The sequence below is a fragment of the Verrucomicrobium sp. BvORR106 genome (assembly GCF_000739655.1).
Lineage (GTDB): Bacteria > Verrucomicrobiota > Verrucomicrobiia > Verrucomicrobiales > Verrucomicrobiaceae > Verrucomicrobium.
Genome location: NZ_BATR01000096.1, coordinates 19,463 through 35,528 on the forward strand (window position 1 = coordinate 19,463; position 16,066 = coordinate 35,528).

Here is a 16,066-nt window from a genome sequence, read left to right on the forward strand (position 1 = left end):
TTTTTTTGTGTCAAAAATGCACCTCCTGCTTGACTCTGAAGGCGGGATGGCTAAGTATCTCTTCCCAGGTTTCAACGCCTGAGCTGAGCATTATTGGAGAGGTGGCTGAGTGGTCGAAAGCACATCTTTGCTAAAGATGCGTAGCCTTTAACAGCTACCGAGGGTTCGAATCCCTCCCTCTCCGCCAGCTTTTCCTTTCGCAGGAGTTCCGTTCAACGATTGAGGGCGGGTGTGCGCAGGGGTTCGAGGAAGGTGAGTTCGAAAGGCTTGATGTTCTGCCTGTGTGATCAAAAGTGATCCGGCCACGCCTGTTCTCTTTACCGCTGAACCCTACAATGGCGCTTCGCTTCTTGCTTGTGATCCACCTTCTTCTGTTGGCGTCTTGCAGAGACATGGATGCCGATGTTGAGGTCGAGGGATTCCCGTCGAGCGATGTGGAAATGAATCGTGCCTATGAGATCTCGCGTCGAGAGGTCGGCGAGTTTCTCAAGGCACTGGAGGATCCCTTTCCCGACTCGCGATAGCTGGTAAAAATGCGGGTGCAGGCGGATGGTCAGGTGGAGTACATGTGGATCGAATACCTTACCTATCGGAACGGTACTTTTTTCGGGGAGCTCGTGAACAAGCAGTGAGAATTACCTCGATCCAAAAAGGGGCAAAATTGCACGTGGCCTTGGCCGAAATCTCAGATTGGGCCGTCGTAGATCGGGCTGAGGCCATAGTTGCGGGTGGCTACACCATTCAGGTGATGGCCGAAAAAGAAGGCTTGCGCCCGTAGCGAGGTCATTCACGCGGCGACGGAAGTGCTGCCTTTGTTCTTCTGCGTACGATCAGCGTCGCTATCAGCCATGAACCGAGCAAGGTTTGAAGCGGCCACATCAACAACGCCCAATGTCCCAGCGGGGTGAGATCGAAGAATAGCGGCAATAGAAAAGTGGGGAACAGAATCACGTAACCCAACACGATGTACCAGAGCTGTTCAATCCCCAGGAATGCGTACAGGAAGGTCATGCTACCATAAATGGCAAAGCAGGCTCCCCATGTAAGTGCGAAACGGAGACGGTTCTTTCCCTTCATATCGTCAGCGGGTTGATCGAATGCAGTGCGGGACTGTCAGATCCCCGAGGTGGCCAAAGGAGAGGGTGTCATTGAGATCGCAGAAAGTAGGCGCTTGTTCATCTCGAGTTCTCACCCTCGAGGTTGGGGGGAATTTTCCCCTTCAACAACTGCTCAGCATATTGAGCCAGGGTGCCAGCGAGGCGGGCGACTTCCTGCTCGCCGAGGAGGTCAATCGCCACGGCTTCTACCTCAAGGATGGCATAGTGTGCTTGCATGAGCGCTTCTCTCCCGGTTGCCGTGACTTCGCTGCGGAGGATGCGGCCATGATTGGGATCGGATGATCTTGTGACAAAGCCCTCTCGTTCCATGTTGACGAGGATGCCTTGCATGCTCTGGGGGGTGACGAATGCGGCTCGGGCCAGAGCGGCATTGGACAGGCCGGGTTCCTGCTCCAGTGCGGAGAGTACCGCGCACTGGGGGGCGGTGAGGTTGAGGGGGCGCAGTGCTTCGTCCAGCCGCGTGCGCAAGGCATGCTGGGCTAGCTTGAGCGCTCCTCCAAAGCGACGAGCGAGCGGAATTTCAAAGTTTGGTCTCGACATATCAGGGTCCTGATAATAGTGTCAGGTCCCTGATACTACTGCGTTGTCGCAATAGTCCAACCCCCAAATGGTCCAACATGTCTGGCACCCCCTCTCGACAGGATTCTTCGTGTCCATTGAGTGATGAGATACTCAAACGCTTCATCCACGATGGGTTCGTGAAAATTGAGGACGCTTTTCCGAGGCACCTGGCGGAAGATGCGTGTGAGATTCTCTGGCAGGACTTGCGAAAGCAGGGGGGCTGCGATCCTGATGATCGGACTACTTGGATTCACCCGGTGATCCGGTTGGGCATGTACAGTCAGCCTCCCTTCATCGATGCTGCCAACACGCCGGTTCTCCATGCAGCCTTTGATCAATTGGTCGGGGAGGGGGCATGGGAGCCCTGTCGAAGCATGGGTACTTTCCCAGTCAGGTTTCCTTCGGCCGATAGTCCTGGGGACGTCGGCTGGCATGTGGACGTGAGCTTCGACTACCACCTGCCGAACTTCCTGGATTGGCGGGTGAACATTCACTCCCGGGGAAGAGCTTTGCTGATGCTGTTCCTGTTCTCTGACGTCGGGGAGAATGATGCGCCCACTCGTATTCGTGTCGGCTCGCACCTGGATGTCGCAAGGGTGCTGGCACCTGCGGGTGAGGCGGGATTGACGTTGGGCGAGTTGATTCCACATTTTGCCAAGAGTGAGCGGTGTCCCGAGATCTTGGCGACGGGGCCTGCGGGTACGGTGTATCTTTGCCATCCATTCCTGGTGCACTCCGCGCAGATGCATTCTGGCAGCAAACCGCGATTCATGGCACAACCACCGCTGCTCCCGCACCATGAACGACCGATTGGTTTGGGGGGGACCCGGTGACTCCCATCGAGCAAGCGGTGAGGTTGGCGCTTGGGTGAGGAGGGCACCTGCAATGCCATAAATGGTCGGGGCTCCCTCAATGGAGCAGTTGGTGATAGTAGGGAGGGACATTCCTATCCCGTTCGGTTGGGCCTGAGCTGAAGCGGTGGCTGGGAGGAGGTCCTGAACCCAGCTGGCGAAAACGACGTCAAGCACCACTACTCCACGGCGCTATCGTGTGGCGAATGAGTGCTGGGACGCTTGAGGCGGTCGGGGACTGGGAAGTCCCCCTGCCTCCTTGTACTGATCGTGGCGCGAACGCAGGTCCGGTGTCTGACGTGTTTTTCCGACTTCTCGCTTCCGGAAGTTCGAGGAGATATTTTTTGCGGCGGCATGTTCAATGGGAGGTGCCGGTGGGGGCGTCAGTTCGCAGGGCCGACGGGTGATTTTCATGCCCTCCCGCGGCCCTTATGCATGTGCGCGCCTGAAGGCTCCGGGGGTTTGACTATAAGCTTGCTTGAAGGCGGCCTGTAGATAGTGGCTGTGCGCGAAGCCGGTCTGCCGGGCAATGATGTCAATCGTGAGGTCGGTCTCGCAAAGGAGGCGTTCTACCTCGCGAAAACGGATGCGCGTGATCTCTTCCTTGGGGCTGCGGTTGAGTGCGGCTTTCATGCGGCGGTCGAGCGTGCTGCGCGAGGCGTTTAGTTTGCGACAAAGATCATCCACATTGATGCCGGTCATTGCGTTCTCACGGATCAAGCGCGCGGCATGGGCAACGAGCGCATCGTTGATGACCAAGTCATCAGACGAGCCGCGCACGACGATCCCTTTTGGGGGCGAGAGAATCTCGTGAAGAGGGGCCGCCTTGCCGCGCATCATATTGTCCAGCACCGCCGCGCCATTGTACCCAACGGCCTGGCCGTCGAATCGGACGCTGGTCAGGGGCGGAGTGGCGAAGGTGCAGAGAGTTTCCTCGTTCTCCGCACCCACGACAGCGACTTCCTCGGGCACGGCGACGCCTGCCCTCTGACAAGCAGCAAGAAGGTGAACACCGAGCTGATCGTTGGCTGCGAAGATGCCAACGGGTTTTGGCAATTGCGCCAACCAGGAGATGAGGCGGGCCTGGTTCTTCTCCCAGTCAGAGACATTGTCAGAAACGACCTCTGGAAGCTCTGCGCAGGTGCAACCGTAGGCCTCGACGGTGCTGACAAAATTTCGCACCCGTTCGATGAAGAAGACCTCGGTCGGCAAGCTGTAGGCTGCAAATCGCCGGTAACCACGCTCGTAGAAGTGCTCGGCGACAGTGCGTCCGATATGAGCGTTGTCGATGCCGACAAAGGGTCTCTTTCCGGCGAGGGCCTTGGAGCGCAATTCCACGGCTGGCAGGCCGGTGGCATCGATCAGATCAGCTGTCTCGCGGGTAAAACTTCGCGTAAGGATGCCGTCGCCATCCCAATGCCGCAGCCAGGCCGGTGGTGCCGAGTCAGGCGCGCGGAGTTCGAGGAAGGTAGACCAAGGGCCATGCTCCGCCACGAACCGACGGACTCCCGCGAGCATATCGCGCGAAAAGGTGCGAGTCGTCTCGATGAGGAGTGCGACGCGAGGAGCGCGGCGGCGTTTGCGGAGGCTCATGTCCGAAAAAATAGGTGACGAAAAACCTGAGGTTTTGTGCACCATAGTTGTATTGGCGCCTGCTGGCAAGCGGATAGGGTTGCCGCCGTGGATCGCCGCCACTTCATCGCTCACTCCAGTCTCGCTGTCGCGGGAACTGTCCTCCTGCGTGCCGCATCGGCATCGGATCCATCTCCAACTCAATCCAAAGAATCCACATCATCCATGAGCAAGCCCAAAGTCCTGGTTATCGTCGGCGACGCCACCGAAACGGTGGACACCCTGTACCCTTACTACCGCCTCATCGAAGCGGGTTTCCAGCCCGTCGTCGCTGCGCCGGAGAAGCGCAAATACCAGATGGTGATGCATGAGGTGAAGCCTGGCTGGACGATTACCAAGGAATGGGAGGGCTACACGATCGATGCCGAGATCACTTTCAAGGACATCAAGCCTGAAGAGTACGCGGGTATCTTCTTCAGCGGTGGTCGTGCGCCGGAATACATTCGTGAGGATGAGGACCTGCTCCGCGTCACTCGCTGGTTCTGGGAGAACGAAAAACCCATGGCGAGCGTGTGCCATGGAGTGGAGATCCCCGCTCGTGCTGGCATCGTCAAAGGGCTGCGTATGGCGACGGTGGCGAAGTGCAAGTTTGACCTCGAAGTTTGCGGCGGCATCTACGTCAACGAACCGTGCGTCATTGACCGCCACATGGTCAGCGGTCGCACCTTTCATGACAACGGCCACTACGTGGGTCCTTGGATCAAGATGTTGGAAGCGGCACGCGGCAACTAACCAGATTCTCCCCCCAATGCCTGTCATCACCCATGACAAACTTCAGGAGAACTACGATGTGATCATCGTGGGCTCTGGGGCCGGCGGCGGCCAGACGGCCTATACGCTCACCATGGAAGGCGTGAAGGTGCTCGTGCTGGAGGCGGGGCGTTCGTTTGATCCGGCGACGGAAGTCGCCATGTTTCAATTGCCCAGTCAGGCGCCTTTGAGGGGCGTGCCCACGCCTGACAAGCAATACGGTTTTCACGATTGCTCGATCAATAGCGGTTGGGAGATTCCGGGGGAGCCTTACACAAATGCCCACCCGGAGCCGGCGAATCAGTTCCGCTGGTGGCGGCAGCGCATGATGGGAGGGCGCACGAATCACTGGGGGCGTATCACCCTGCGCAACGGACCTTATGACTTCAAGCCGCGGACGCGATTCGGCGCGGGCTTTGACTGGCCGATCAGCTACAAAGATGTCGCACCTTACTATGACAAGGTGGAGATGCTGATCGGTGTCTTTGGTACAAACGAAGGTTTGGAGAACTCACCCGATTCATCGCCAGGTGTGTTGCAGCCAGCACCGAAGTTGCGCGTCGGCGAACTGTATGCCCAAAAGCACGGGAAGAAGTTGAATGCGCGCGTCACCTCCATTCATCGTGCGGTACTCACACAGGTGCAGGACGCGGAGGCCATTCCGGCGAAGCTGCATCCGCACAATGCCACAGCCCAGCGCATTCTGGCGGAGCACATGCGTTTGCGGGCTCCGTGCTTCTGGGCGACGGACTGCCATCGCGGATGTTCGATCCGCGCGAACTACGATTCGCAAACCGTGCACCTGCGACCTGCCCTTGCGACGGGGAATCTCGATATTTTGCCCAACGCGATGGCGCGTGAGGTCACGATCAACAAGCAGGGTCGGGCCACAGGCATCGCCTTCATCGACAAGACCAGTGGTCGCGAAGGCCATGCCAAGGGGCGAGTCGTCGTGCTGGCGGCGAGTTCGCAGGAGTCGGTGCGCCTGTTGTTGAACTCAAAGTCGAATGCCTTTCCTCAAGGGCTTGCCAACTCCAGCGGTAAAGTTGGCAAATACATCACGGACTCTGTTTCTACGAGCCTCAGTGCGCATATCCCGGCCTTTGAAGGAATGCCAATTCACAATGAAGACGGCGCAGGCGGTCCTCATGCGTATGTGCCGTGGACGCTGCATGACCAGAATCGAGAAGGTGGGCTGGGCTTCCCCGGTGGCTATCACCTGGAATTCACCACCGGGCGACAGATGCCATCACTAACCACGCTGAATGGTATCGACACCTTCGAAGGCAACGGCGGCGTGCTCTTTGGCAAGAAACTCAAGGAAGACGCACGGCGCTACTACGGCTCCCGCGTCGGATTCGGAGCACAGGGCACGATGTTGCCCAATGATGGTTCGTTCTGTGAACTTGATCCGACGGTGCGGGATCAATGGGGTATTCCGGTGCTGCGCTTCCATTGGAAGTGGAGCGACTTTGAACTCAATCAAGCGCGCCATCAGCAAAAGCACATCGGTGAGCTGCTCGAGGCGATGGGGGGCAAGGTTTCGCCCAAGACGGATGCCGATGTGCTGAAGTCCCTGAAGCCCGGTGGTACGGTCATTCATGAAGTCGGAGGCGCCATCATGGGGGATGACCCCGCAAAGTCTGTGACCAATCTATGGAGTCAGACATGGGATGTGAAGAATGTCTTCCTTGCCGATGGCGCACCCTTCGCCAGCACTGCTGACAAGAATCCCACGCTGACCATTATGGCCCTCGCCTGGCGCATGGCTGATCACCTCATGGATGAACTCAAGAAAGGAAATATCTGACATGGGCTCCTCAGACGACCTCCCGCGCATGGACCGCCGCGTTGCCATTCAGTGGATGCTCAGCGCTGCAGCAACGTTTGCCGCGCGTGATCACCTCGCCATTGCCGCCGACGCTCCAGTCCGGGCAAAAGGCTACGGCCCTGACCCAGTGATGGCGAAGATCTACAAGCCTGGCGACTTGTGGCCGCTCACACTCACCGAGCCACAGCGGCGCACCGCGGGTGCCTTATGCGATGTGATCATCCCTGCTGACGATGCCTCGTCGAGCGCTTCCTCCGTCGGAGTGCCCGACTTCATCGATGAATGGATCAGTTCGCCGTATCCCGCTCAAGCCGGTGATCGCCGCGTCATCCTCGAAGGTTTGGAGTGGTTTGACGAAGAAGCCAGACGTCGTTTCTCCAAACCCTTCGCTGATCTCACTCACGATCAGCAAACCGCGATTTGTGCGGACGTAGCCAGCGCAAAAGTGAAGCCCGAACACAGGAAGCCCGCTTCATTCTTCAAGCGCTACCGCGATCTCACCGCGGGCGGCTACTACACGACGCCCGAGGGCATGCAGGGCATTGGCTACGTGGGCAACAGGCCAACTGCCACCTTTGAAGGTCCGCCCATTGAAGCGCTGAAGCATGTCGGACTTGCTTGAATCAGCCCCCACTCAATACACCATGCCCACTCGCCGCCAATTCCTTCAACAAACTGCCGCCACCGCTGGACTTGCGTTGGTAAACATCCCCCTGCCGGCGGGGGCGGCAGAATCCAATCTCAGCCTTGGCTTCAGCCTCTATGGGATGAAGACTCTGCCGCTCGCGGAAGCGCTCAGGGTGTGTGCCGAGATCGGCTATCATAACGTTGAGCTCCCACTCAACGCGGGATTCCCAACCGAACCGAGCCGGCTGTCTGCGGCGGATCGCGCCTCTCTTCGCGAGTCACTTGGCAGACATCAACTCACCGTCTCCGGTCTGATGAACAACCTGAGCCTCGTGGTGGACGATGCCGCGCACGAGAAAAACTTGGAGCATATCAAAACCGCGGCCGAGTTCGCATACGAACTCGCGCACGGTGCGCCGCCGATTCTGGAATCCGTGCTGGGTGGTAAACCCGCCGATTGGGAGGCGCTTAAGGAAAGAATGGCGGATCGGGTGCGGGATTGGGCAAAAATCGCCGCTGAAAACAAACTCACCATCTGTCTCAAGGCACACGTCAACAGCGCGGTGAATTCACCGGAACGACTGCTCTGGCTGCACGCGCAAGCCGCAAGTCCATTCGTGAAACTCTGTTACGACTACAGCCACTTTGAACTCCAGGGAATGGAGATGGAAGCCACGCTCAAGCCGCTCATCTTCGAGACGCGCTTCATCCACGTCAAAGACTCCGCGGGCGATGCGAAGAACGTCCAGTTCCTCCTGCCGGGCGAGGGCCGCACCAATTACGCTCGGTTCACGACATTGTTGACGCAGTCCGGTTGGAGCGGCCCTGTAGTCGTCGAAGTGAGTGCCATGGTCTTCAACAAGCCAGGCTACGATCCGGTGGCGGCGGCGAAGCGGAGCTTCGCCATGCTGGCGCAGAAGCTGGGCTTCAACTCCGAACTGCGCCGCTAGGCAACTGTCGTTTGGCCGGGTGCGGTGGGGCTGGTGGCGGTGGATTGGTGTTGGGGAACGAACCCGGCTGACAAATGCGCGATAGTGTCCAGCGCGGGATGGATGCGCTTTGAAGATAACGATAAATGAATATCGAAAAACGATAAATGTCGGGATAGGGTCGGAGCATGAAGAAAAGCTCCACGGTCTTTCTCCAGGTGGTCATTGTGCTGGTCGGCATGGTTGCTCTTGGCTTGATGCTTTGGGAGCCTCACCTTGAAGGCAGGAATGCGCATGCCACGGTTTATCAGGTCTACTTCAACGATCCGTTCTTGGCGTATGTGTATCTGGCTTCGATCGCTTTCTTCACTGCGCTTTACCAGGCTTTCAGGCTCCTGGGTTATGTGGGACGCAATGAGGTGTTCTCGCTTCGGTCGGTGAATGCCCTGAGGACCATCAAGTACTGCGCGATGTCGCTGGTTGGTTTCATTCTGGGGGCAGAGGCCTACATCTTCCTATTTCAGCGAGGCAAGGATGACATTGCGGGCGGGGTGATGATGGGCCTCTTTCTGATGTTCGTCTCCTCCGTCATTGCAGCTGCGGCGGCCGTGTTTGAGAGGACTTTGCAAAGTGCCGTGGAACTGAAGGCCGAGAACGATTTGACGGTTTAGGAGTCAAGATTCAAAAAATCAAACTTCAAACTTCAAACTTCAAAGTCCGGTATCGGCATTTCGAATTCCTCAATCCTTTCTCGCATGGCAATCATCATCAACATCGACGTCATGCTGGCGAAACGGAAGATGAGCGTCACCGAGCTCGCCGAGAGAGTCGGCATCACGATGGCCAACATCTCCGTCCTGAAGAATGGGAAGGCAAAAGCGATTCGACTGTCCACCTTGGAGGCGATTTGCAAGGCGCTTGATTGTCAGCCGGGAGACATTCTGGAGTACAAGTGACCTTGCGCTATATGAAAAGGCGGTTTGTGCACGAGGCACAAACCGCCGCTCCTTGGTGGTCATTCCCTCCTGCCCCAAGTCGGGCGTCTGAGGTCTGGCCTTCTGCAATCTTGAGCTTATTTCTCCGCCTTCAGTCGTTCGAGGAGATAATCTTGAGCGGTGGCGTGTTTCACGTCGGGGGCGCCGGGATAGACCAGTTCACAGGGGACGTTGGTGGCGCGGCAGTGTTCTTGGAGCTTCACGCCGAAGTTCGCAGAGTGCGCGGGGTCCTTCTGGTTCTGTCCCATGGCGGGGGCCTCTGAGTAGGACATGTAGATGGGCGGATCATCGGAGGTGACGAGGGCATAGGGCGAGTACTCGGCGATCCAGGGGAGGATGGTTTCGCGCTTCGCGTGGAACTCGGCGAAGGAGGTGGTCTTTTTCACCGGGTCGCCCGTGATGCCAAAAGCGTGTGCGCCGTAGCTGCTATTGGGCATCCACTCCTTCATCTGCTGGGGATCGAGGGAGGTCTGGGCACCGAGCACGGCTGCGCACCAGAGGCGGGTGGACTCGTGGGCAATGGGGTCGGCGTTTTTCGGATCAGCCAGATCAGGGTGGAAAGCGAGCCAGAGGGAGGTGCAGGCTCCGGCCGAGCCGCCGCAGGCGCCGATGCGCGTTTTGTCGATGTTCCACTCCGCGGCTTTGCTCCGCACCAGTTGGAGGGCGCGCGCTGCATCGTGGAGGGGGCCTTTGACAGGGGGGACGACTCCGTCCTTGGTGGCCTCCCCCACGAAGCGATACTCCACGGAAACGACGGAGATGCCAGCCTTGAGCATCTCTGGTAGCATCTTGGTGACGCCGCTCAAGCGGCCGCCGCCGGTCCACCCACCGCCGTGGACGAAGAACAAGAGCGGGGTCGGCTTGGTGGACTCCGCCTTCCAGAAGTGCAGGACCTGCTTCGGGTGCGGGCCATAGGCCACATCGTATTCCGTGGGGTTTGGGATTAGAGGATTCTCCGCCGCAAACTTCTTGGCCTCGGCTTCTTTGATTTCGCGAATGAAGACGTTGCGCCAGCGGATCTCGCCTCCGTGCGTTTGCAGCATGACGGGGCCCTTGGTTGGGAAGGGCTGGGTCTTGTCCCAGTAGTTTTCCATGCGTGCGCCGTCGACTACAAGGCGGGTGTTGTACGTCACCCAAACACGGTCACCGATGTGCTTGATGCGAAAGGTGTTCCACTGGCCGAAGGATTTGTCTTTAAGCTCAATGGGATCACGCCCGAGAGTCTTCGGCGAGTTGTTGAAGAGGCCGCCTGAGCCCAGATGGGGGCGGCGGTCCGGCTTGGTGGGATCGAAGACCTGGTTCGAATCCCAGATCTGCACCTGCGGCACGCCGCGCAGGTAGATGCCGCTGTCGGCCTTGGCCACCGTCTTGTATTCGAGCATCAATTCGTAGTCGCCGAACTCTTCATCGGTCGTCGCGTAGGGGCCGGTGCCGTTGTTGACGAGGTCGCCGTTCTCAACGCGCCAATGGTTCGCGAAGTCATCCCGCATCTGCTTGAGGGCCGCCTCCTTCTTTTCACCGGTGAGCTTGGCGACGGAGTGCGGATTCAGGCCGTGCCAGCCGCTCAGATCCTTGGTGTTGAAAAGAGTGCGGAAGCCTTCCGGCGGCGTCGATGCCACGGGAGAGGTCGCAGGTACAGGTGCTGGCTTGGCAGGGCTAGCAGGTGAGGGGGCTTTTTCCTGCGCTACGGCGGGAAAGCTGGCGACACTGCTGGCGGCCAGGACGAGAGAACAAACGAGAAGGGCGGGGCGGGGCATGGGAGTAGGCTTGAGCGTGGGAGGGCATACGTGGGTGGGTGGGGAATCATTCGGAGAATTTGGGGATTGGGCGTATGGGAAGCTAGAAGTGTGGGCAGGAGAGGGTTCGTGGAGGTGAACCTGTGCAGTATCCGCAAAGAGCCTCTGAAGGATGTGGCCAGTCGGACCGCCGAAACTCCTGCGGAGTAAATGCTCCTCCCTCTTCAACCCCACGTAGACTCGCTGGAAGCTCGTCAACGTGGGGCTTGTGGCCGCATCCTCTTTGAGGAACGATTTTGACTGACGCAAGGTGGGCCATCAGCCTATGCGCAGGGGTTGCCGGCGGTGGTTGTCAAACGCCGGGGCTATAGACGTGGGCTTGCGACTGACGAGCTAAAGCTCTGGATTACTTTTTGGCTCAGAGTGATTTCCAGACGTGCAGAACGGCGTAGCTCCGCCAGGGGCGCCAGCGGTGGGACATTTCCTCTGCGCGTTTGGCGGTCACTCCGCCGAGCTTGTTCCGCACGGCGATGTCTTCCTTGGGGAAGGCGTCGGGCCAGCGCAGGGCGCGCATAGCTATGTAATGGGCGGTCCATGGGCCGATGCCTGGAAGGGTGACCAAATTGGCAATCGCGCTGTCGGGTGGGGTGCCGGCGTCGAGTTTGAGGGTGCCGTCCTGATACGCTCTGGCGAGACCGAGGATGCAATTGGCGCGGGCGGCGACGATGCCCAATCGGGCCACTTCGTCCAGGGTGGCGCGGGCCACTTGTCCGGCCTGAGGTGAGAGTCGGGTGAGTTCGGGGAACGGGGTTTCAATCTTCTCTCCAAAGGCGGCAGCGAAGCGGCAGGAGATGGTGGTGGCGGCCTTCACGGTGACCTGTTGACCCAGGATGGCGCGGACCGCGAGTTCGAATCCGTCAAAGGCTCCGGGCACACGCAGGCCGGGGTGGGACTCCAGACTGGGGCGCAGGAGGGGATCCTGGGAGAGGTGCGAGGAAATCAAGTCAGGACGCGCCGCCAGATCGAAGAGGTTGCGCAGCCGGTCCAGCAAAGCAGGCAGCACGGGGGCGAGGCAGTGGGTGAACTCCACGAGCAGGGCGTGTTTCTGCGGTGCCTGCGTCACCCGCACCCAGCCAGTATGACTGCCAAGGCGGACCGTGCGGGTGTAGCTCTCCCCAGTGACGTGCTCAACATCCTTGATCATGCGACCGCGCAAGAAGTCCAGGATGGCCAGCCAGTCATAGGGCGGGCGGTAGCTGAGCTGGAGGGTGGAGGTGTCTGAGGCTGGAGCCGCTGTGTCCCCATTGGTGGTGGCTTCCTTCCGCAACCGCGTGGGAGGCATGCGGTACTGGGCGCTGAAGGCGTCATTGAACCGTCGCAGGCTGGAGAAACCGCTGGCAAAGGCGATCTCGATCACCGGCAGCCGGGTTTCTGTGAGCAACTGCTTGGCCAGGAGCAGCCGGCGGGTCTGGAGGAGCTCGATGGGGGAGACGCCCAGTTCCTTCTGCACAATGCGGCGGAGCTGGCGTGAACTTACCCCGAACTCGCTCGCGATTTCCTCGATCCCGGTGCCATCCTCCAGCAAACCCTCATTCATGCGGTGGGTGATCAGGTGGGCGATGCGCTGGGCATTGTCCACCGGGGCATGGCCGGGGGCGAGCTCGGGCCGGCAGCGCAGGCAAGGGCGGAATTGCGCCTTCTCTGCCGCCTCGGCACTGGCGAAGAATCGGCAATTCTTTAGCATGGGCACTTTGGCAGGACAGATGGGGCGGCAGTACACGCCCGTGGAGGTCACCCCTACGAAGAACACTCCGTCAAATCGCGGATCGTGCGAGGTGAGGGCCTGGTATGCCGCCTGGTCATCAATGAGTGAGCTTCCTTCTGGATCGTTCATGGCTGGGAGCAAGGTAGCTGCACCGGGGTTCCAAAACTCGCCGTTTTCGGACGTCGATGTCATTTTACTTTCATGTCCGAAAACGGCCAGCGATAATCCACCTCCCGTGGCATGCTGGTGCCGTAGATCATCTGAGGAAGACCATGAAGCACGTTTACAAGACCATGAAATCACCCGTGGGAGAACTCACGCTGGTGGCTAGCGATCACGGGTTGGCGGCGATTCTTTGGGAAGACGACGATCCCAAGCGAGTGCCGTTGGGCGAAACCGAGCATGATGACCAGCACCCAGTCTTGCTGGAGGTGGAGCGCCAGTTGAATGACTATTTCGCGGGCCGTCGGAAGCAGTTTGAGATCAAGCTTGCGGCCGTGGGTACAGCATTTCAGAAAGATGTGTGGCGGGCGCTGTCGACCATTCCCTTTGGGGAGACCCGCAGTTATGGGCAGATTGCCCAGCAGATCGGCCGGCCCAAGGCGGTGCGTGCGGTTGGGGCGGCCAACGGGCGCAACCCTATCTCCATCGTGGTGCCCTGCCATCGGGTGATTGGCAGCAACGGCAAGCTCACGGGATTCGCTGGCGGCTTAGAGGCGAAGAGTGTGCTGCTGAAGCTGGAAGTTGGGAATGATGAGTTGGGACTGACAAGCTAGCTCGCCCGGTTACTTCCTGCCATTCACCGATGTCTCACGACGCAAGAGGTCGAGAAAGCGCTTCAATACAGGATTGGAGTCGCCTTTGCGCCAGGCGGCGCCGACGGTCCAGGCGGCTTCTTTATCCCGCAGAGGATGAAAGCGGATGCCTGCGAATTCACTGGTGGCCGTGGACTGGGGAACAACGGCAAGGCCAAGGCCGGCGCGGACCAGGGCGAGAGCGGTGGTGATCTCCGACACCTCCTGGATAATGCGAGGGTGGAAGCCGTGCTTGGCACAGAGCAGAAGCATGTGGTGATGAAAGCCAGGCGCGCGCTTCTCGGAGATGGCCACGAAGCGCTCGTTGCGGCAATCTGCCAAGGTGGCGTTTTCCCGGAGCGGGGAGTTCGAGGAGGAAACAAGGGACAGCCGGTCTTTGATGACGGGCATGGACTGGAGGTGGGACGGAGCTGGCTGTCGCACAAACCCGAGGTCAATCCGTCCGTTGGACAGGCCTTCAATCTGCTCGGCCGATGAGAGGTCACGCAGGCTCACTTCCACCTCCGGACATTGTTCCCGAAACTTCACCATGAGGCGGGGCACCAGCTCGAATGTGTGGAAGCCGAAGGCAACGTGCAGACTGCCGGTCTCACCCAGGGCGGACTGCCGGCCCTGGGTGAGGAGTCGCTCAAAGGCCGCGAGCACCGGACGGGCTTCTTGAAGGAATCGGCGTCCCGTTGCGCTGAGCTGGGTGCCGTGGCTGTCCCGCTCAAAGAGGGGCGAGCCCAGGTCCTCCTCCATTCGCAGAATCTGCTTGGTCAGCGCAGGCTGGCTCAGGTTCAGCAACTTGGCAGCACGTCCAAAGTGGAGCTGCTCAGCCAGGGTGACGAAAGAACGCAGTTCGCGGATGTCCATAACGCAAGGTTATCACCATCATGAATTTATGCCATTGGAAGAATCGGGCACATTGGGGAACCTTTGATCATGAACGCAACCCTTGAACTGGAACCCGAAGTGAAATGTGGTGGAAAGTCAAAAGTGAGACTGCAGCCGGGCTCCTGCCTGCTGGACGGTATGAAGGCCATCTTGTTCGACATGGATGGTGTCTTGATTGACTCTGAGCCGGTGCATGCCGCCTGCATTTCTGCACTGGCAGAAGAAATGGGTGGTCGGGCGCTGGAAGAGAGAGAGGTGCTGAGTTTCAAGGGGGTGCCCGAACGCCAGGTGGCGGCAGGTTTGATGCGGTTGTTTCCTGATGCAGGTCGCGAGGCGCCGGCTGTGATGAAGCGGGCGTTCGACCTGTATGTGGAGCGTTTCTCCCTGGTTAAACTCATCCCCGGGGCGCGCGAGTTTGTGCTGGTGGCCAGCGAGTCCGGTCTGCGTCTGGCGGTAGCGACCTCGGCGGCGCCCAGCATGCAGCAGATGGCGTTTGATGCGTTTGGTCTAAACGGGCTCTTTGAAACGGTGGTGACCGGCGATGACGTGAAACGTGGCAAACCGGACCCGGAGCCGTACTTGCTCGCGGCGGAGCGCTTGGGCGTGATCCCGGCCGAGTGCTTGGTGATTGAAGATTCCATCAATGGGGTGAAGTCCGGCAAGGCGGCGGGCTGCCGGGTGGTGGGGCTCACCACGAGCTTCCCGAAAGAGACCTTGCTTGCTGCGGGTGCAGATGTGGTGGTGGATGCCTATGGGGTTTAGGCGCGCTTCGCGCTGCGCTGGTTGAGGCGCTGCGCTGGGTTGATGGGCCGCAAGGGAGGGCTCAGGTCTGATGTCTGGAGTCTGGCAGTCTGGTGTCTCTTGATCTTTTTATGTAAAACATACTTTACATCATGTAAAGTATGCGCGTAGCTTGAGGCGTCACCACGACTCCCCTATGCTTCCGCGCATTTTGTTGCCTCGATGGTTCAAGTGGCTGGGCGTGCTGCTCTATGTGGGCACGTTCATCTATGTGGCGGTGACGCTGCCACCGATGGATGATCTCACCTCCGGAGTGGGGCTGTTGGTGCAGTGTCTTTGCATGGCGGGCCTGCTCTTCATCACCTGCGCTCGGGAGAAGGTGGAGGATGAGTGGATCGCGCGGCTGCGCCTGACCTCATTGCAATGGGCGGTGGTGGTGCTGATCGTGGTGCGCATGTCAGTCAAGACCTATGCCTGGGCGCGGCAGGATCCCTCGGTGGACGTGGGCTACCAGACGAACTTTATGTTGCTGGTGTATGCGCTGGTCTTCCACTCGCAGCTTTACGGCTGGCGGCTGTATGCCTGGTGGAAGGGAAGGGAGGGCGCGGATGAATGAAGAACCAGCTTAAGGTGGAGCGTGCTCGCCACAATCTGACGCAGCAGGATCTGGCCGATGCCGTGGAGGTGTCCCGACAGACCATCCATGCCATTGAGACGGGCAAGTTTGTGCCGTCCACGGTGCTGGCATTGAAGCTGGCTCGGCGGTTTGCGATCCGGGTGGAGGAATTGTTCGCCTTGGAAGAGGGGGACTGAGTCAGTCAATCCGACAGGACGGGGTA

16 protein-coding genes and 1 tRNA gene are annotated in these 16,066 nt (G+C 59.2%); 11 read left to right on the plus strand and 6 right to left on the minus strand.

Translation table 11 applies throughout. From position 1 onward, the window contains the following. Positions 1-95 precede the first annotated feature (95 nt). Positions 96-187 (plus strand) — tRNA-Ser (locus BV106_RS16185). Positions 188-783: 596 nt separating this feature from the next. Here BV106_RS16185 and BV106_RS16195 read toward each other — a convergent pair. The 3 genes from BV106_RS16195 to BV106_RS16210 all read right to left on the minus strand — a co-directional run bounded on the left by BV106_RS16195 (position 784) and on the right by BV106_RS16210 (position 4,123). Then, a complete protein-coding gene (locus BV106_RS16195) occupies positions 784-1,011 on the minus strand; it encodes a hypothetical protein (RefSeq protein WP_038166419.1) in 228 nt (75 codons plus the stop codon). A gap of 164 nt (positions 1,012-1,175) precedes the next feature. Next, positions 1,176-1,658, minus strand: coding sequence for a MarR family transcriptional regulator (locus tag BV106_RS16200; RefSeq protein WP_051945947.1), 483 nt, complete (start codon positions 1,656-1,658; stop codon positions 1,176-1,178). A 1,301-nt stretch (positions 1,659-2,959) separates the two neighbouring features. Continuing rightward, a complete protein-coding gene (locus tag BV106_RS16210) occupies positions 2,960-4,123 on the minus strand; it encodes a DNA-binding transcriptional regulator (protein ID WP_038166421.1) in 1,164 nt (387 codons plus the stop codon). Between the two features lie 204 nt (positions 4,124-4,327). Here BV106_RS16210 and BV106_RS16215 point away from each other — a divergent pair, with 204 nt between their 5' ends. The 6 genes from BV106_RS16215 to BV106_RS16240 all read left to right on the plus strand — a co-directional run bounded on the left by BV106_RS16215 (position 4,328) and on the right by BV106_RS16240 (position 9,255). Then, a complete protein-coding gene (locus BV106_RS16215; protein WP_038166425.1) occupies positions 4,328-4,894 on the plus strand; it encodes a DJ-1/PfpI family protein in 567 nt (188 codons plus the stop codon). 16 nt (positions 4,895-4,910) lie between these two features. Next, a complete protein-coding gene (locus tag BV106_RS16220) occupies positions 4,911-6,722 on the plus strand; it encodes a GMC family oxidoreductase (RefSeq protein WP_038166427.1) in 1,812 nt (603 codons plus the stop codon). Positions 6,723-6,750: 28 nt separating this feature from the next. Then, positions 6,751-7,365, plus strand: coding sequence for a gluconate 2-dehydrogenase subunit 3 family protein (locus BV106_RS16225; protein ID WP_038166587.1), 615 nt, complete (start codon positions 6,751-6,753; stop codon positions 7,363-7,365). A gap of 145 nt (positions 7,366-7,510) precedes the next feature. Beyond that, on the plus strand, positions 7,511-8,320 hold the full coding sequence (locus BV106_RS16230; protein WP_265595750.1) for a sugar phosphate isomerase/epimerase: 810 nt from the start codon (positions 7,511-7,513) through the stop codon (positions 8,318-8,320). Between the two features lie 167 nt (positions 8,321-8,487). Then, positions 8,488-8,970 (plus strand): DUF2975 domain-containing protein, encoded by a 483-nt coding sequence (locus BV106_RS16235; RefSeq protein WP_038166430.1) that lies wholly within the window; start codon positions 8,488-8,490, stop codon positions 8,968-8,970. Positions 8,971-9,054: 84 nt separating this feature from the next. Next, a complete protein-coding gene (locus BV106_RS16240) occupies positions 9,055-9,255 on the plus strand; it encodes a helix-turn-helix transcriptional regulator (protein ID WP_038166431.1) in 201 nt (66 codons plus the stop codon). Between the two features lie 116 nt (positions 9,256-9,371). Here the strand turns inward: BV106_RS16240 and BV106_RS16245 are convergent, their stop codons facing one another. Together BV106_RS16245 and BV106_RS16250 are read right to left on the minus strand one after the other, a co-directional pair. Further along, positions 9,372-11,051, minus strand: a complete 1,680-nt coding sequence (locus BV106_RS16245; protein WP_265595751.1) for a family 16 glycoside hydrolase — start codon at positions 11,049-11,051, stop codon at positions 9,372-9,374. A gap of 397 nt (positions 11,052-11,448) precedes the next feature. Then, positions 11,449-12,924 carry an AlkA N-terminal domain-containing protein gene (locus tag BV106_RS16250; protein ID WP_051945948.1) on the minus strand — a complete coding sequence of 492 codons (1,476 nt, stop codon included), beginning with the start codon at positions 12,922-12,924 and terminating at the stop codon, positions 11,449-11,451. Positions 12,925-13,067: 143 nt separating this feature from the next. Here BV106_RS16250 and BV106_RS16255 point away from each other — a divergent pair, with 143 nt between their 5' ends. Continuing rightward, positions 13,068-13,571, plus strand: a complete 504-nt coding sequence (locus BV106_RS16255) for a methylated-DNA--[protein]-cysteine S-methyltransferase (RefSeq protein WP_038166433.1) — start codon at positions 13,068-13,070, stop codon at positions 13,569-13,571. 9 nt (positions 13,572-13,580) lie between these two features. On the opposite strand, the gene BV106_RS16260 is transcribed toward BV106_RS16255, so the two are convergent. Next, positions 13,581-14,465, minus strand: a complete 885-nt coding sequence (locus BV106_RS16260) for a LysR family transcriptional regulator (protein ID WP_038166434.1) — start codon at positions 14,463-14,465, stop codon at positions 13,581-13,583. Positions 14,466-14,534: 69 nt separating this feature from the next. Here BV106_RS16260 and BV106_RS16265 point away from each other — a divergent pair, with 69 nt between their 5' ends. From BV106_RS16265 to BV106_RS16275, 3 genes are all read left to right on the plus strand, one after another. Continuing rightward, positions 14,535-15,248: an HAD family phosphatase gene (locus BV106_RS16265; protein WP_051945949.1), complete on the plus strand. Its 714-nt coding sequence runs from the start codon at positions 14,535-14,537 to the stop codon at positions 15,246-15,248. Positions 15,249-15,423: 175 nt separating this feature from the next. Next, positions 15,424-15,843, plus strand: a complete 420-nt coding sequence (locus tag BV106_RS16270) for a hypothetical protein (RefSeq protein ID WP_038166435.1) — start codon at positions 15,424-15,426, stop codon at positions 15,841-15,843. Then, positions 15,840-16,040, plus strand: coding sequence for a helix-turn-helix transcriptional regulator (locus tag BV106_RS16275; protein ID WP_038166436.1), 201 nt, complete (start codon positions 15,840-15,842; stop codon positions 16,038-16,040). The genes BV106_RS16270 and BV106_RS16275 overlap by 4 nt, the downstream gene beginning before the upstream one ends. Positions 16,041-16,066: the final 26 nt, after the last annotated feature.